This window comes from Burkholderia sp. 22088 (genome assembly GCF_052045915.1).
GTDB lineage: Bacteria > Pseudomonadota > Gammaproteobacteria > Burkholderiales > Burkholderiaceae > Burkholderia > Burkholderia cepacia.
Genome location: NZ_JBQEPY010000008.1, coordinates 269,981 through 286,461, shown reverse-complemented (window position 1 = coordinate 286,461; position 16,481 = coordinate 269,981). Strand labels below are relative to the sequence as shown.

At 65.9% G+C, this 16,481-nt stretch carries 15 protein-coding genes; 10 read left to right on the top strand and 5 right to left on the bottom strand.

What is annotated here, in order from left to right; genetic code table 11:
* Positions 1-37: 37 nt before the first annotated feature.
* From gabD to ACTJLD_RS17740, 5 genes are all read left to right on the top strand, one after another.
* Entirely contained in the window at positions 38-1,507 is a 1,470-nt protein-coding gene (gene gabD / locus ACTJLD_RS17760) for an NADP-dependent succinate-semialdehyde dehydrogenase (RefSeq protein WP_440659377.1), read from the top strand.
* Between the two features lie 545 nt (positions 1,508-2,052).
* Positions 2,053-2,226 (top strand): hypothetical protein, encoded by a 174-nt coding sequence (locus tag ACTJLD_RS17755; protein ID WP_155635659.1) that lies wholly within the window; start codon positions 2,053-2,055, stop codon positions 2,224-2,226.
* Between the two features lie 50 nt (positions 2,227-2,276).
* Positions 2,277-2,813: a PAAR domain-containing protein gene (locus tag ACTJLD_RS17750; protein WP_091920582.1), complete on the top strand. Its 537-nt coding sequence runs from the start codon at positions 2,277-2,279 to the stop codon at positions 2,811-2,813.
* A gap of 4 nt (positions 2,814-2,817) precedes the next feature.
* On the top strand, positions 2,818-3,465 hold the full coding sequence (locus ACTJLD_RS17745; RefSeq protein ID WP_081064660.1) for a M35 family metallo-endopeptidase: 648 nt from the start codon (positions 2,818-2,820) through the stop codon (positions 3,463-3,465).
* Positions 3,446-3,904, top strand: coding sequence for a hypothetical protein (locus tag ACTJLD_RS17740; protein ID WP_440659376.1), 459 nt, complete (start codon positions 3,446-3,448; stop codon positions 3,902-3,904). Before ACTJLD_RS17745 ends, ACTJLD_RS17740 begins: the two co-directional genes overlap by 20 nt.
* Positions 3,905-3,975: 71 nt before the next feature.
* Here the strand turns inward: ACTJLD_RS17740 and ACTJLD_RS17735 are convergent, their stop codons facing one another.
* A complete protein-coding gene (locus ACTJLD_RS17735) occupies positions 3,976-5,520 on the bottom strand; it encodes a methyl-accepting chemotaxis protein (protein ID WP_027790459.1) in 1,545 nt (514 codons plus the stop codon).
* 421 nt (positions 5,521-5,941) lie between these two features.
* On the bottom strand, positions 5,942-7,486 hold the full coding sequence (locus tag ACTJLD_RS17730) for a methyl-accepting chemotaxis protein (RefSeq protein WP_027790458.1): 1,545 nt from the start codon (positions 7,484-7,486) through the stop codon (positions 5,942-5,944).
* Positions 7,487-7,810: 324 nt separating this feature from the next.
* Between ACTJLD_RS17730 and ACTJLD_RS17725 the strand changes: the two genes are divergently transcribed.
* The 3 genes from ACTJLD_RS17725 (at position 7,811) to ACTJLD_RS17715 (ending at position 9,835) form a co-directional block, all read left to right on the top strand.
* A complete protein-coding gene (locus ACTJLD_RS17725) occupies positions 7,811-8,668 on the top strand; it encodes a class I SAM-dependent methyltransferase (RefSeq protein WP_322076107.1) in 858 nt (285 codons plus the stop codon).
* On the top strand, positions 8,665-9,225 hold the full coding sequence (locus ACTJLD_RS17720) for a GNAT family N-acetyltransferase (protein WP_440659375.1): 561 nt from the start codon (positions 8,665-8,667) through the stop codon (positions 9,223-9,225). Before ACTJLD_RS17725 ends, ACTJLD_RS17720 begins: the two co-directional genes overlap by 4 nt.
* A 109-nt stretch (positions 9,226-9,334) precedes the next feature.
* On the top strand, positions 9,335-9,835 hold the full coding sequence (locus tag ACTJLD_RS17715) for a DUF523 domain-containing protein (RefSeq protein WP_081076356.1): 501 nt from the start codon (positions 9,335-9,337) through the stop codon (positions 9,833-9,835).
* A gap of 130 nt (positions 9,836-9,965) precedes the next feature.
* Here ACTJLD_RS17715 and pcaF read toward each other — a convergent pair whose 3' ends face one another.
* Entirely contained in the window at positions 9,966-11,168 is a 1,203-nt protein-coding gene (gene pcaF / locus ACTJLD_RS17710) for a 3-oxoadipyl-CoA thiolase (protein ID WP_060205777.1), read from the bottom strand.
* A gap of 227 nt (positions 11,169-11,395) precedes the next feature.
* Between pcaF and ACTJLD_RS17705 the strand changes: the two genes are divergently transcribed.
* Positions 11,396-12,184: an IclR family transcriptional regulator gene (locus ACTJLD_RS17705; RefSeq protein ID WP_021156426.1), complete on the top strand. Its 789-nt coding sequence runs from the start codon at positions 11,396-11,398 to the stop codon at positions 12,182-12,184.
* A gap of 139 nt (positions 12,185-12,323) precedes the next feature.
* Here ACTJLD_RS17705 and ACTJLD_RS17700 read toward each other — a convergent pair whose 3' ends face one another.
* The gene (locus ACTJLD_RS17700; RefSeq protein ID WP_060173970.1) at positions 12,324-13,838 is read right to left on the bottom strand and encodes a M81 family metallopeptidase; all 1,515 of its coding nucleotides are present in this window, start codon (positions 13,836-13,838) and stop codon (positions 12,324-12,326) included.
* A gap of 84 nt (positions 13,839-13,922) precedes the next feature.
* Positions 13,923-15,242, bottom strand: a complete 1,320-nt coding sequence (locus tag ACTJLD_RS17695) for an MFS transporter (protein WP_060372849.1) — start codon at positions 15,240-15,242, stop codon at positions 13,923-13,925.
* Positions 15,243-15,393: 151 nt separating this feature from the next.
* Here ACTJLD_RS17695 and ACTJLD_RS17690 point away from each other — a divergent pair, with 151 nt between their 5' ends.
* Entirely contained in the window at positions 15,394-16,380 is a 987-nt protein-coding gene (locus ACTJLD_RS17690) for a LysR family transcriptional regulator (protein WP_321966788.1), read from the top strand.
* Positions 16,381-16,481: the final 101 nt, after the last annotated feature.

Below are 16,481 nucleotides of genomic sequence, written 5' to 3'. Positions count from 1 at the left end.
GCCTTTTTATCCGTCATCTTCAAAGCAGGCGATTCATATGAGCACTGTTCAGGAAACCCTGGCACTGAAAGATTCGTCGCTGTTCCGCCAGCAGGCGTACGTCAACGGCGAATGGCAAGGCGCGACGAACGGCGAGACGTTCGAAGTCCGCAACCCGGCGACGGGCGGCCTGCTCGGCACCGTGCCGGCGATGGGCACGGCCGAGACGCGTCACGCAATCGAAGCCGCGAACGCCGCATGGCCGGCGTGGCGCAAGAAGACCGCGAAGGAACGCGCGGTCGTCCTGCGCAAGTGGCACGACCTGATGATGGAAAACGCCGACGACCTCGCGCTGATCCTAACGACCGAGCAGGGCAAGTCGCTGGCTGAAGCGAAGGGCGAGATCGGCTATGCCGCATCGTTCCTCGAATGGTTCGCGGAAGAAGGCAAGCGCGTATACGGCGACACAATCCCGACGCCGGCGAGCGACAAGCGCATCGTCGTGACGAAGGAAGCGATCGGCGTGTGCGCGGCGATCACGCCGTGGAACTTCCCGGCGGCGATGATCACGCGCAAGGTCGGCCCGGCGCTCGCCGCGGGCTGCCCGATCGTCGTGAAGCCGGCCGAGGCGACGCCGTTCTCCGCGCTCGCGATGGCCGTGCTGGCCGAGCGTGCGGGCGTGCCGGCCGGCGTGTTCAGCGTCGTCACGGGCGACCCGAAGGCGATCGGCGGCGAGCTGACGTCGAACCCGATCGTGCGCAAGCTGTCGTTCACCGGCTCGACGCCGGTCGGCCGCCTGCTGATGTCGCAATGCGCGGCGACGGTCAAGAAGGTGTCGCTAGAGCTCGGCGGCAACGCGCCGTTCATCGTGTTCGACGACGCCGATCTCGACGCGGCCGTGCAGGGCGCGATCGCATCGAAGTACCGCAACAGCGGCCAGACCTGCGTGTGCACGAACCGCTTCTACGTGCATGAAGCCGTGTACGACCAGTTCGCGCAGAAGCTCGCGGCTGCCGTCGGCCAGTTGAAGGTGGGCCGCGGCACCGAGCCGGGCGTCACGCAAGGCCCGCTGATCAACGAAGCAGCGGTGCTGAAGGTCGAGGCGCACATCGAGGACGCGCTCGCGAAGGGCGCGACCGTCGTGACGGGCGGCAAGCGCCACGCGCTCGGCCACGGCTTCTTCGAGCCGACCGTGCTGACGGGCGTCACGCCGGCGATGAAGGTCGCGAAGGAAGAGACGTTCGGGCCGCTCGCGCCGCTGTTCAAGTTCGGCAGCGACGATGAAGTGATCCGCCTCGCGAACGACACCGAATTCGGCCTCGCCGCTTACTTCTACAGCCGCGACATCGGCCGCGTGTGGAAGGTCGCCGAAGCGCTCGAATACGGGATGGTCGGCGTGAACACGGGCCTGATCTCGAACGAAGTCGCGCCGTTCGGTGGTGTGAAGCAATCGGGCCTCGGCCGCGAAGGCTCGCACTACGGCATCGACGACTACGTCGTGATCAAGTACCTCTGCCTCGCCGTCTGACGGTTCAGGGCCTGGCACCGCTTCGGTGACAGGCCCTGACCGCCCGGCCGGAACCGGGCGGTCCGACGCGGGCCGACGTCCCTCTCCGTCGTGCCCGCGTCGTCTTGATACGCATGAGATCGCCACGCTCTGCGTACCCTGTTTCGATCGCTGTATCCGCCGATACGTCGTATCGCGCGCGAATCTCGTTCCAGTCTCATTTCTCACTTCGCTGCACGACGCCAGATTGAGTTCTCCGTCTCGATCCGGTTGGCACGCGCATGAACACGACATCCTACGGCCCCCCAGTGTGCAGCGTCAGTGCACGCAGGAACCGCTGCAGCGGGTGGTGCCGTGACATACGGCAATAGTCTCCGACTTGACGGACGGGCGATTATAACGCTCGGCCGCGTTCTGCTCGATACCCATTCGCGTCGGCCTCGATGATCGCTTTTTGTCATCAATCTCCGTCGGACTCCAAAATAAGAATCGTACTCGTTCTATAGACAGAGAAAGTCTTACCGGCCACTGTCTATGGCTCGTCCATACACAAGGTATCCGAGTCCATGGAAGAAGAACATGCCGCCTACCCGTACTTTATTCGCTCATCGATCCGGCTTTACGCGATGGTGCAGCAGCGACACACCTCGCAGGCCGATGCGGAAACAGAAGCACTCGCGCGCACGCCTACGACCATTGCCTTCGCAAAATTTCACGATCGACCAATACGCGATTTATGACCCGGAGTCAGCCGATTGGGTCTTTACCAACTTCGATTGAGGACATAGCCATGAGCCGACGAGCGATCAGGAACGGCGACGCAACGACGACAGGTGGAATCGTTATCGCAGGCACTGCAAGCATATTCGTGGACGACAAGCACATTGCCTTGGATGGCGACAAAGCGACGTGTGGAAATTGCGAGGGAAGGTTCCCGATAGCGGGAAGCGCGGTATCCGTCGTCGGTGACGGACGTGCCGTAGCCGTCGAGGGCGACGCGGTACTTTGTCCATGCGGTCAAAACTTTTTAGTCGCGAGCAACGACTGCATGTTTTTCATTGAAGACAGCGGCGGCCATGGCTCGGCTACCCCCTTCATCGGATATTCGGCATTCCCACCCACGCGGTACGCGCCGGCATCGGACATTTACAGCGGTCAATTTGTGATCCGCGACGTGAGGACGAAGCAACCGTTAAGCAACGTGCGCTACTGGATCAAGGATCGATCCGGAAACGTGCATGCATCCGGCGTGAGTGATCGGCACGGCTGTACCGTGCGCGTACGAACCGAACATGCGGAAGCATTGAAGCTTGTAATCGAGGACTGAAACGATGGGAAACCAAACTACCGTCGCCGAGACAACAACAAACACCACCGCAGGATCGCAGACATTTGCCGATGTTGACTTGCGACCCATCTGCGAAAACATGACCAACTCGGAATTCCGTGCCGTGTTCGCGAAGGCACAAGCTAAAGCAGTCGAGAAGCTGGGCGTACGCATCGCCGCTTTACACAGGTGGTCGCAGTCGGAAAAAGATCGCGTGTTCAAGTGGTTCGGTCGTAACGACGAGCGAATACGTATGCATCTGCTCACCGGCTTGACGAAAGTGCTTGGCGTCGTTCGAGCATTCAACGAAAACAATGTCGTGCGAAGCGGCAGCGCAGGCGATCGGGCAACGGGTTGCACGCCCCATCCGCGTGGAACGGATAACGAAGCCGCGCATGTATGCGCACCAGACACGGCAACACATACCATCGCCATCAGCGCGCGATTCTGCACGATGCGCCCATGGACCGATGGTGCTGATTCTCATGTATCTACTATCATCCATGAAGCGACCCACTTCCACGACACCATGTCTTCGACAGACGATCAATACACAATCACGCCATTTCTCGCGCCTTGGGGCCGGTCAAATCCTGACTTGGCAATCCACAACGCCGACAGTATTGCGGGGTATGTTGTCGACGGCGACTAAACTCCTGACCGCCGCCGCGCTCGCGTTGAGCTGCGCACAGGCAGCGTTCGCCTGTGACGGTGCGTCGAACATGCCCGCCCATTACATCGATATTGTTTTCGATGCGGATTCGAGTGCGATTTCTCCGACCGAACTCTCGAGGTTGTCGGCATGGTCGAGCGACATGCACAAGCGCTTTCCGATCATTGATACGGTATGGCTGATCGGACTGGCCGAACGAACCGAGAACAACGCGCAACAGCTCGCAACGCAACGAGCGGAAAACGTGATGGCTGTTCTGGATCGGCATTCGATCCGTGGCGAGAAAAGCGCCCTGGCGGCGAAGATTTTCAAGCCGGACGAATTCGGTCAATCCGGGCGACGCGTTGAAGTGAACGTCAGTCCGGGGTGCCCCAACCACTGTTGCCCGAACCTGAATCCCATACCCAGGGCGCAATGACGTAGCAGGACACGCCCAAACCGGCCCGCACAACGCGGGCCGCCTTCCTCCTGCTTCACGCGTTCCCGCCATCACCGAAACACGTTCACCGCCTCCACCAGCCGCGTCGCCTGCTGCTTCAGGCTCTCTGATGCCGCCGTGCTCTGCTCGACCAGTGCCGCGTTCTGCTGCGTGATGTTGTCCAGGTGCACCACCGCCTGGTCGACCTGCGCGACGCCCGTGCTCTGCTCGGCCGTCGACGAGCTGATCTCCGCGATCAGATCCGACACGCGCTTCACCTGCGTGACGATGTCCTCCATCGTCTTGCCCGCGCCGTCGACGATCCGCGCACCCGATTCGACGCGTTCGACGCTCGCGCCGATCAGCGTCTTGATCTCCTTCGCCGCGTTCGCGCTGCGCTGCGCGAGTGCCCGCACCTCACCGGCAACCACCGCGAAACCGCGCCCCTGATCTCCGGCCCGCGCCGCTTCAACGGCCGCATTCAGCGCAAGGATGTTGGTCTGGAACGCGATGCCGTCGATCACGCCGATGATGTCCGAGATCTTTCGCGAGCTGGCGGTGATGTCGTTCATCGTCGCCACCACCTCGCTCACCGCCTGCCCGCCGCGCCCGGCGGCTTCGCTCGCCGACACCGACAACTGGTTCGCCTGCAGCGCCGTCTCCGCATTGCTCGACACGGTCGCCGTCATCTCGGCCATCGATGCGGCCGTCTGCTGCACGCTCGTCGAAGCCTGCTCGGTGCGCGCGCTCAGGTCGTTGTTGCCCTGCGCGATCTCGTTGCTCGCGCGCTGCACGTTCAGCACCTGTTCGCTGACATCGTCAACCAGCCAGCGGAACATCAGCCCGAGCTGGTTGATCGTGCGCAGCGTCATGCCGATCTCGTCGACACGGTTCATCCGCACGCCGCTGCGGCTCTCGCCGGTCGCGACGCGCAACGCCTCGTCGCGCAACTGCACGAGCGGGCGCGCAATCTGCGCATCGAGCCACAGCCCCGCGGCCACCGCTGCGCCGGCCGTCACCGCCGCGAACGCGGCGAGCCCGCCACCGGCCAGCCCGCACGCCCAGCCGCCGGCCACCACGACCGGCGCAAACACGCACAGCGCCGCATGGAGCCGCGCCCGCACCGACATCGTCTGGAACAGCGACGTGAAACCGGCCACACCCTTGCGGACGATCAACCCCTTGTGAAAATGCCGGTTGCCGGCCCGCCCTTCGCGGAAGTCCTTGTAGAGCGCCTCCGCGGCCGCGATCTCGTCGCGCGTCGCCTTCGTGCGCACCGACATGTAGCCCTTCGGCTCGCCGTTGCGCATCACGGGTATCGCGTTCGCGCGCACCCAGTAGTGATCGCCGTTCTTGCGGCGATTCTTCACGAGCGCGGTCCACGGCTCGCCGCCCTTGAGCGTCGCCCACATGTCGGCGAACGCCTCCTTCGGCATGTCCGGATGCCGCACGACGTTGTGCGGCTGGCCCTCGATCTCTTCGGGAGAAAATCCGCTGACCTGGATGAATGCCGCGTTCGCGTAGGTAATGTAGCTGTTCGCGTCGGTGGTCGACATCAGCGTCGCGTCGTCGGGAAAATCGAATTCGCGTTGCGTGACGGGCTGGTTGTTGCGCATGGTGTGGAGCTCCGGGTAACGGATCTTGCGTCCGCTTGTCGATTGATTCGCGACCCTGCACATTGCGGTCAATCCGCATGCGCATTGGTCATGCTCCTGCACTTTCGGCAACTTTTACGAAAACATTATGCCTTGCCCGGGTAAATATGCATTAAAAATGCATCACCTTGCCTTTACCGAACAATCCGTTTACTGATGAAACTAAACACCAGGCCAGGCAACGGTTTGACGGATATTCGTCTGATTAATCAGCGTAATTCGTCCAGATCGATTCAATGCATGAATGCAAAATCCTGAATACGAATATTTCTCGTTTCGCGTATTTTGATTGAATCGAAAAACCTGAACGCGCATTACGCGCGTCAATCACGATGTCACGATGCATCGATCGGGCGCGCACATGGCGTGCGCGCCCCGACGATCACCGGAACACGTTCACCGCATCCACGAGACGCGTTGCCTGTTGCTTCAGGCTCTCCGACGCCGCCGTGCTCTGCTCGACCAGTGCCGCGTTCTGTTGCGTGATGTTGTCCAGGTGCACCACCGCCTGGTCGACCTGCGACACCCCGGTGCTCTGCTCGGCCGTCGACGAGCTGATCTCCGCGATCAGATCCGACACGCGCTTCACCTGCGCGACGATGTCCTCCATCGTCTTGCCGGCCTCGTCCACGCGCCGCGCGCCCGACTCGACGCGCTCGACGCTCGCGCCGATCAGCGTCTTGATCTCCTTCGCCGCGTTCGCGCTGCGCTGCGCGAGCGCCCGCACCTCGCCGGCCACCACCGCGAAGCCGCGCCCCTGTTCGCCGGCGCGGGCCGCTTCCACGGCCGCGTTCAGCGCAAGGATGTTGGTCTGGAACGCGATGCCGTCGATCACGCCGATGATGTCCGAGATCTTTCGCGAGCTGGCGGTGATGTCGCTCATCGTCGCGACGACCTCGCCCACCGCCTGCCCGCCGCGTCCGGCCACTTCGCTCGCCGACATCGCGAGCCGGTTCGCCTGCAGTGCGGTCTCCGCGTTGCTGTCGACGGTCGCCGTCATCTCGGCCATCGACGCAGCCGTCTCCTGCACGCTCGACGCCGCCTGCTCGGTGCGCGCGCTCAGGTCGTTGTTGCCCTGCGCGATCTCGTTGCTCGCGCGCTGCACGTTGTGCACCTGCTCGCTGACGTCGTCGACGAGCCAGCGGAACATCAGCCCGAGCTGGTTGATCGTGCGCAGCGTCATGCCGATCTCGTCGACGCGGTTCATCCGCACGCCGCGCCGGCTTTCGCCGGTCGCGACGTTCAGCGCCTGGTCGTGCAGCCGCTTCAGCGGACGCACGATCTGAGCATCGAGCCACAGGCCGGCGGCCGCCGCCACGCCGACCGTCACGCCGGCAAATGCCGCGAGGCCGCCACCGGCGAGCCCGCACGCCCAGCCCGCGCCGACGACCGCCGGCGCAAGCACGCACAGCGCCGAATGCACGCGCGCGCGTACCGACATCGTCTGCGACAGCGACGCGATACGCAGCAGCCCCGTGCGGATCACCAGCCCCTTGTGGAACCGGCGCTGGCCGGCCTTGCCGTCGCGGAACGCGCGATACAGCGCGTCGGCGGCCGCGCTCTCGTCGTGCGGCGCCCTCGTGCGCACCGACATGTAGCCCTGCGGCTCGCCGTTGCGCATCACGGGTATCGCGTTCGCGCGCACCCAGTAGTGATCGCCGTTCTTGCGGCGGTTCTTCACGAGCGCGGTCCACGGCTCGCCGCGCTGGAGCGTCGCCCACATGTCGGCAAACGCCTCGCGCGGCATGTCCGGGTGGCGCACCACGTTGTGCGGCTGGCCGACGAGTTCCTCGTTCGTGAAGCCGCTCACCTGCGCGAACGTCGTGTTGGCGTAGGTGATGATGCTGTCTGCATCGGTCGTCGACATCAGCGTGACGTCGTCGGGAAAATCGAATTCCTGTTGGGTAACGGGCTGGTTATTGCGCATGCAAGGCTCCGAAAGGCGGATCTGTCGTCCGCGCCGCGCTGAAATCACGCTCAGTAGCCGAAAAACGGTTTATCGCTTAACGACGGTCTTCATCTTACTGTCGGCATATTGGGGAAAAACCTTACCCTTTCATCGAATAAAATATCCAATTCGTCCGCCGCCATGATTTCGATCAAATAATCCGGCAATAATCGCCGCGAGCGTTCATCCCAATGTCACGCCACGCTGCGCAACGACGTCGCGCGGCAGACCCACGCCATCGACCGTTGCGCGCGGCGAAACGATTCCGTTTATCCTGCTCCATTCAACCGGCATTCGAATTCGATGAAAAAGGCATTACACGAACTGAATCGGCTGTCCTGGAATACCGCGACAGTCGCGCATAACAGCCACAAAGGCGATCAGGCCGCGTTTTTCCGCGCGGGCGGCTCGACGCTCTATCCGGAAGAACGCGAACTGCTCGGCGACGTCGGCGGGCTGCGGCTCCTTCACCTGCAGTGCAACGCGGGGCAGGACACGCTGAGCCTCGTGCGCGAGGGCGCGGATGCGACGGGCGTCGACATCTCCGACGAAGCGATCGCCTTCGCACGGCAACTGTCGACCGACGCGGGCCTGCCCGCGCGTTTCGAGCGCGCCGACGTGCTCGACTGGATGCCCGAGGCCGCCGCGCGCGGCGAGCGCTTCGATCGCGTGTTCACGTCGTATGGCGCGATCTGCTGGTTGTCCGACCTGAACGCGTGGGCGCGCGGGATCGCCGCGCTGCTCGCGCCGGGCGGCCGTTTCGCGATGGTCGAGTTCCATCCGTTCGCGCTGTATTTCGACGAACAGTGGAAGCCGCACTACGACTATTTCAAAAGCGACGCGACCGAGGAGCCGGCAGGCGTCGGCGATTACGTCGCCGTATCCGGCACGGGGCTCGGCGCGCAGCACGACCATCCTGGCGTCGTCGATTTCGCGAACCCGCATCCGAGCTACGAGTTCATGTGGGGCATCGGCGAGGTCGTGAACGCACTCGTGTCGGCGGGGCTCGCGATCGACCGCCTGACCGAATATCCGTATTCGAACGGCTGGAAGGGCTTCGACGGCATGCGCGAACTGGACGGCCGCCGGATGGTGCCGCCCGGTCACATGCCGAGCCTGCCGCTGATGTATGCGATCGCCGCGCATCGGGAGGCCGCATGACGCGCCGCACCGCCGCCGAACGCGACGCGCTTTGCGCACGCCCGCTCACGCGCGACGAAGTGCCGCTCGTGTGGACCATCGACCGGCGCGAGATCATCGAGCACCTGTACGTGCTGCGCGACGGCGCGCTGCATCTCGTTCCGGAGTTCTACGACGTCGGCGGCTGGCCGGAAGGTGAAGCCGACCACTACACGCCGATCCTGCTCGACTGCCACGATCGCGGCGGCTGGTGCCTCGGCATGTTCGACGGCGAACGGCTCGTCGCGGCGGTCGTCGTCGACAGCCGGCCGCTCGGCCCGCACGGCGACATGCTGCAATTGAAGTTCCTGCACGTGAGCCGCGACTGGCGCGGCTGCGGGCTCGGCGAGCAGCTCTACCGCGCAGCCCGCGAGCAGGCGCACGCGATGGGCGCCGCACGCCTGTACGTGTCCGCGACGCCGTCGCGGCGCACGATCGACTTCTACCTGCGGCTCGGCTTCACGGTCAGCGCAGCGCCCGACCCGGCGCTTTACGCGCTCGAGCCGGAAGACATTCATCTGGAAGGGCCGGCGGCCTGACGCGCCGGCACGCGTATGAAGCGCGGGATGTCCCGCGTTGCCTCGGCTGCCATCGGCCATCGCGCAATCACGGAGAGCAAAATTGCAGGACAAAGCACAGCCGCCAACCATGCCGAAGATCCTCGTCAGCATGTGCGTGGTCGGCCATCCGGTGCGTTACAACGGCTCGGCCAAGACCGCCGCGCACGCGGCACTCGAACGGTGGCAGCGCGAAGGGCGTCTCGTGCCCGTCTGCCCCGAACTGGCCGGCGGCTTCAGCGTGCCGCGCCCGCCCGCCGAAATCGCCGGCGGCGCATCGGGTCAGCAGGTGCTGTCGGGCGCCGCGCGCATCGTCGACGTGAACGGCACCGACGTGACAGCGCCGTTCGTCTCCGGCGCGCAAACCGCGCTGGCCCTCGCGCGCACGCACGGTTGCCGCTTCGCTATCCTGGCCGACGGCAGTCCGTCGTGCGGCAGCACGTTCATCCATGACGGGAGTTTCGGGAACCGGCGGCACGCGGGCGCCGGCGTCACGGCGGCGTTGCTGCGCGAGCACGGGATCGAGGTGTTCGCGGACACCGAGATCGACGCGCTCGAGGCGCGCCTCAGGGAGCTGTCGCAGGCCGGTTAACGACGATGCGCGGCACGAGCATCCTCGTGCCGCGCATCGTTTCCAAAGCGGCGAATCGGTCGAGAGGCAAAGCGGCCGAGCAGCGAAGCGGCTCGTGGCCGCCGCTTCGCCGCGAGACATGAGACGCGGGTCAGACGCGTTCGATCGCGATCGCGATACCCTGACCGACGCCGATGCACATCGTGCACAGCGCGAAGCGGCCGTTCGTGCGATGCAGCTGGTACATCGCGGTCGTCACGAGACGCGCGCCCGATGCGCCGAGCGGATGACCCAGTGCGATCGCGCCGCCGTTCGGGTTCACGCGCGGATCGTCGTCGGCGACGCCAAGCATGCGCAGCACCGCGAGACCTTGCGATGCGAACGCCTCGTTCAGCTCGATCACGTCGAACTGGTCGATCGTCATCCCGAGCCGGGCGAGCAGCTTCTGCGTGGCAGGCGCGGGGCCGATGCCCATCACGCGCGGCGCGACGCCGGCCGTCGCGATGCCCAGCACGCGGGCGCGCGGCGTCAGGCCGAAGCGCTTTGCGGTTTCCTCGTTCGCAAGCAGCAGCGCGGCGGCACCGTCGTTGACGCCCGACGCGTTACCGGCCGTCACCGAGCCGTCCGGACGCACAACGCCCTTCAGCTTCGCAAGCGTTTCAAGCGACGTTTCGCGCGGATGCTCGTCGCGCGACACGACCACCGGATCGCCCTTCTTCTGCGGAATCGTGACCGACACGATTTCCTCGGCGAGCGTGCCGTCCTGCTGCGCACGCGCGGCCTTCTGCTGGCTGCGCAGCGCGAACAGGTCCTGGTCGGCGCGGCTGATGTTGTAGTCGACCGCGACGTTCTCGGCCGTCTCCGGCATCGAATCGACGCCGTACAGCTGTTTCATCAACGGATTGACGAAGCGCCAGCCGATCGTCGTGTCGTAGATGTCGGCCTGGCGCGCGAATGCGCTCGCGGCCTTGCCCATTACGAACGGCGCGCGCGTCATGCTCTCGACGCCGCCCGCGACCATCAGCGCGGCCTCGCCCGACTTGATCGCACGGGCGGCCACGCCGACCGCGTCCATCCCGGAGCCGCACAGGCGGTTGATCGTCGAACCCGGCACGCCCTGCGGCAGCCCCGCGAGCAGCGCGGACATGCGGGCGACGTTGCGGTTGTCCTCGCCGGCCTGGTTCGCGCAGCCGTAGATCACGTCGTCGATCGCCGTCCAGTCGACGTCGCGGTTGCGCTCCACGAGCGCCTTGAGCGGCACGGCGCCCAGATCGTCGGCGCGCACGCCGGACAGTGCACCGCCGTAACGCCCGATCGGCGTACGGATCGCATCACACAGAAAAGCTTCGGTCATCAGTGTCTCCGCTCCCAGGACAGGCTGGGGAATGAACAGGGCGCGCCCCTTGCATTGCCCGCCGGGATGCGCTTAAATGTTCTATATACGAACATAAGATCGTGTATCGAACGTTCAACGCATCATAGGGAGTGCGGGGACGACCTGTCAAGCGCCCGGTCCGCCGTGCGGTTGGCGTGTCGGGCCCCGTGCGCTATCTTCTCGGCTGCACGATATTCCAGGCGCTCATGACAACCGAAGACACTCAGACGAAACCCGGCGACTCCTACGTACAGTCGTTCGCACGCGGCCTCGCGGTGATCCGCGCGTTCGACGCGGCCCGTCCGGAGCAGACGCTCACCGAGGTCGCCTCGGCCACCGGGCTCACGCGCGCGGGCGCGCGCCGGATCCTGCTCACGCTGCAGACGCTCGGCTACGTCGAGGCCGACGGCCGGCTGTTCCGGCTCACGCCGAAGATCCTCGAGCTCGGCTTCGCGTACCTCACATCGATGCCGTTCTGGAATCTCGCCGATCCCGTGATGGAGCAACTGTCCGAGCAGATCCACGAAAGCTGCTCGGCGGCCGTGCTCGACCGCACCGAGATCGTCTACGTGCTGCGCGTGCCGACCCGCAAGATCATGACGATCAACCTGTCGATCGGCAGTCGGCTGCCAGCGTACTGCACGTCGATGGGCCGCGTGCTGCTGTCCGCGCTCGACGACGCCGCGCTCGACGAAACGCTCGCGCAAAGCGGCATCCGCGCGCATACGCCGCGCACGATCACCGACCTCGGCGAACTGAAGGCGGCGATCGCACAGGTGCGCCAGCAGGGCTGGGCCGTGGTCGACCAGGAGCTCGAAGTGGGCCTGATGTCGCTGTCCGCGCCGATTCGCAACCGGCGCGGGCAGATCATCGCGGCGATGAACATCAGCGGCAACGCGCAGCGGCATACCGCGAAGCAGATGGTGAAGGAGTTTCTCGAGCCGTTGCAGCAGGCCGCGCAGACGGTGTCGGAGCTGGTGGCGCGGCGCGGGTGAGCGCCGATCCGCGCGCGGGTACGCGCACGCCGCGCGGCGTGAAACGACGCGCAGCGCCCTGTGTCGGCCGGCGCGACGGCGTTGTCCAGGACAGCCGCCCGCTCGCCGGCGCACCGGCGCGCCGGCGGCGTGCCGTGCTTCAGCCGTTGCCGGCGAATGCGTCGCCCATCGGCTTCGTCCGGATGCCCGGGGCCAGCCGGGTCCAGGGCAACTCGGCCGGATCGGCCGTCATCGGGCCGGGCGCCGTGGCAACGAGCACCGCCTCGGCGATCCCCTGGAAGTCGGCGCGAAAATGCACCGAGCTTTTGTTGACGAGGATGCGCATCGCTTCCGGCTCGACGCCGCCCACGCGATAGAGATTGCGGTCGAGCATCTGCGCCTTGCCGCTGCTCACCACGATCAGCACACCATCGATCCGCAGGCAGGCGACTGGGCCGATATCCGCGCGCATGCCGTTCATCATCGGGCCGTCGTACCGGCATACGCCGTCCGACAACTTCACGACCTCGAAACGCGCGTGGACCGGCTCGTCGCCGGGCACGCCGGAAACGCCGCCGAGCGCCAGCTCGACGAACGCCCCGACCCCGGCGCGATGAGCCGCCGCGGCGGCGGCCGGGTCCCAGATCAGGCCGATCGCCGCCTCTCTCGCGCCATTGCGCAGCAACGCCCGCAGCATGCCCGTCGTGTTCGAGTCGCCGCCCGCGCCGGGGTTGTCCTGCGTATCGGCGATGACGACCGGCTTGCCGGCCCCGTCGGCAAGCCGCATCGCTTCGCGCACGGCGGCATCGGGCGACAGGAACGGCACCTGCCACGCGGCCTCGTCCGCCAGCATCCTGTCGTAGAGCGCCTGCACCGCGGCCTCGGCCGACGCGGCGTCATCGCCGTAACCCCAGATGACCGGGCCGCATTCGGGAAAATCGGCCGCCGGAAAACCCGGCGCGAACGACAGCGATACCACGGCCCCGGTTTCCAGCGCCGCGAGTTGCGCATACATGCCGCGCGAAGGCTCGAGCAGCGTGCACATGCCGTTGATCGGGATCAGGAACGGCAGCCGCCGCGCCGCGCGATGCAGCGGGCGGCCACCCGCCGCCCGCGAGACGAGCAGGCGCTCGAGCAGCACGGCCGCGCGTTCGCCGGTCTCGGCCATGTCGACATGCGGATAGGTGCGGAAGGCGACCAGCGCGTCGGCCTCGTGCAGCATCTTCGCGGTGACGTTGGCATGCAGGTCGAGCGACGCGACCACCGGCACGGCCGGGCCGACCGCGGCGCGCACGCGCTCCAGCAACGTGCCTTCGCCGTCGTCGGTATGCTCGGCGACCATCGCGCCGTGCAGGTCGAGGTACACCGCGTCGTAGCCTCCGCTGCGAACCGCCGCGAGGATTTCACCGGCAATGCGCTCGAACGCATCCTCGGTCACGTGGGCCGACGGGCTCGCGCCCGCCCAGATGACCGGCAGCAGGGTCCAGCCGCGTCGTTCCGCCGCGACGATGAATCCGCCCGCGGGAATGTTGACGTCGCGCAGCGCAAGCACGTCGTCGCCCCGCACCATGGCCGGGAAGCCCTCGCCGCGCTCGAAGTTCGCGTAAGCGGCTTTCGACGGCGCAAACGTATTGGTTTCATGCTGAAAGCCGGCAATCAAGATCCGCGTGTTCAAAAACGTGTCTCCGGAAATAGATAGTCAAGGCACGGGCCGTGCTGCGCCGCGACGGAGGTCGCGAGCGCTTGCGGGCCCGCGATATCACGCTGTCGCCAACGCGTCCTGCGGCGCGGGCAGCCGGTTCGCCACGAGCACCGCGGCGCCCGCGACCAGCAGCGCGACCATGACCAGCAGGCCGGCTGCCATGCTGCCTGTCGCCGAGTGGATCGCACCGATGATGGTCGGGCTCAGGAAGCCGCCGATCAGGCCGATCGTATTGATCAGCGCGATGCCGCCCGCGGCCGCGTCGCCCTTCAGGTATTGCGACGGAATCGCCCAGAACACCGTGTACGCGGCCCAGATCATCGACGTGGCGATCGTCATGCCGACCAGTGAAATGACGAGATTGCCGTTGGCCGTCGTCGCCACGGCCAGCGCGATCGCGCCGATCAGGGCCGGCACGGCGCTGTGGAAACGGCGTTCGCCGCGGCGGTCCGACCGGCGGCCGATGACGATCATCGCGATCGCGGCGCAGACGTACGGGATCATCGAGTACAGCCCGATCTGCATCGTGTCGGTCACGCCGTCGGCCTTGAGGATCGACGGCAGCCAGAAACTCACCGCGTAGATCCCGCAGATGATCGTGAAGTACGCGAACGCCAGCAGGTACACGCGCGGGTCGCGCAACACCTGTCCGAACGAGTGATGACCGGCTCCGGGTGCGTGCAGCTCGGCGGCGAGCAACCGCTTCTCGTCGTCGGTCAGCCAGGCTGCGTCGGCCGGCCGGTCGGACAGGACCTTGAGTGCGAGCGCGCCGAGCAGCACGCACGGCAGGCCTTCGACGATGAACATCCACTGCCAGCCGGCCAGGCCGTGGGCACCGGACAGCCCAGTCATCAGCCACGCCGACAGCGGCGAGCCGAAGGCGCCGCCGATCGGGCCCGCGAGCATCACGACCGCCATCACGCCGGCCATGCGGCGCTGGCCATACCAGTAGGTCAGGTAAAAGATCATCCCCGGCGCGAAGCCGGCCTCGAACACGCCGAGCAGGAAACGCATCCCGTAGAAGGTGGTCTCGTTGTGGACGAACATCATGCCCGCCGAGGTCAGGCCCCACAGCACCATGATCCGGCTGATGGTCTTGCGTGCGCCGATCCGCGGCAGCAGCAGGTTGCTCGGGATCTCGAACAGCACGTAGCCGAGAAAGAAGATGCCCGCGCCCAGCCCGTACACCGCATCGGAGATGCCCAGGTCGCTCTGCATCGAGAGCTTGGCGAACCCGATATTCACGCGATCGAGATAGGCGAACGTGTAGCAGAGCAGCAGAAAAGGCAGCAGACGCCAGTTCAGCTTGCGATACAGGGCCTGATGCGCCGGGCTGTCGGGCGCGACCGGGTCTTGAGGGGATGGAATGGCGGACATGCGCTCTCCTTTAGGGCGTATTGCTTCGAATCCCGCATCGATGATCGACTCCGTTCGAATCGTCGAGGAGCCGAAAAAGCAGCGCAATAGCAACCTAAGCGAGTTATCGTTGCTCAACGAGCAACACTTCAACGGCAAACGGACCGACACCATGCGCGAACTGAACCAGCGCCGCCTGCGCTATTTCCATGAAGTCCTGACGCACGGCTCGATCCGCGGCGCGGCCGACAGCATCAACACGTCGCCGTCCGTCATCACGCGGCAGATCCGGCTGCTCGAGGAAGAAATCGGGGCGCCGCTGTTCGAGCGCCAGCCGCGCGGCGTCCGGCCGACCGAAGCCGCGGCGCACCTGCTCGAATACTGGCGCGGCTGCCGCTCCCAGCAGGAACTGTTCGAAGACCGCCTGCAGGCGCTGCACGGCCTGCAACACGGCCAGATCCGCCTCGCCACCAGCGAAGGCTATATCGACTGCCTGATGGACGAGGTGCTCACCGATTTTTGCGCGCGCTATCCGAAGCTCGACGTCACCGTCGATATCCTTCCGGTCAGCACATTGCTGCAGGAAGTCGCCGAGAGCCGCGCGCATATCGGCCTCGCCTACAATCCCCCGGCGCATCCGGATATCGAGTACGTCGCCACCGCGCCGCAGCCGGTGGTGGCGCTCGTGCATCCCGGGCACCCGCTGGCCGCGCGGGGCCGGCCCGTCGCGGTACACGAACTCGCCGGGTATCCGCTCGCGCTGATGCCGCCGGCGTTCGGTCTCGGGCAGGCCGTGCAGATGCTCGCCTATGCGGAGAACATCCAGCTCCACCCGACGCTGACCACCAACTCGCTGGCCGTGCTGCGCCACTTCGTCAGGCGCAACGACGGCGTCACGCTGCTCGCCGCGTTCGCGGCGTATCAGGAACTGGAGGCGGGAGAACTCGTCGCCGTTCCCGTCGCCCATCCGCTGCTCGAGGCAGCCAACGCGCGGCTGCTGGTCAAGGCCGGACGCACGCTCGGGGTGGCAGCCGATACGCTGCTGCGCGGCATCCTTCGGGACATGAAGATGTTTTCGGACGCGGACGGCCGCAACGGCGGGACGACGGCGCGCGGCAAGCCAGGCAAGCGTGCTGCCGTGCGTCGCGGCGGGCCATGAACGTCCCTGCTGACGATGCAGCCTGCGTCCGCCGGCCGTCTCCAGGCGGCCGCCCCGGTGCAGGCCGGGGTCGAGCGGCGAGCGATTATCCGAGGAAACCG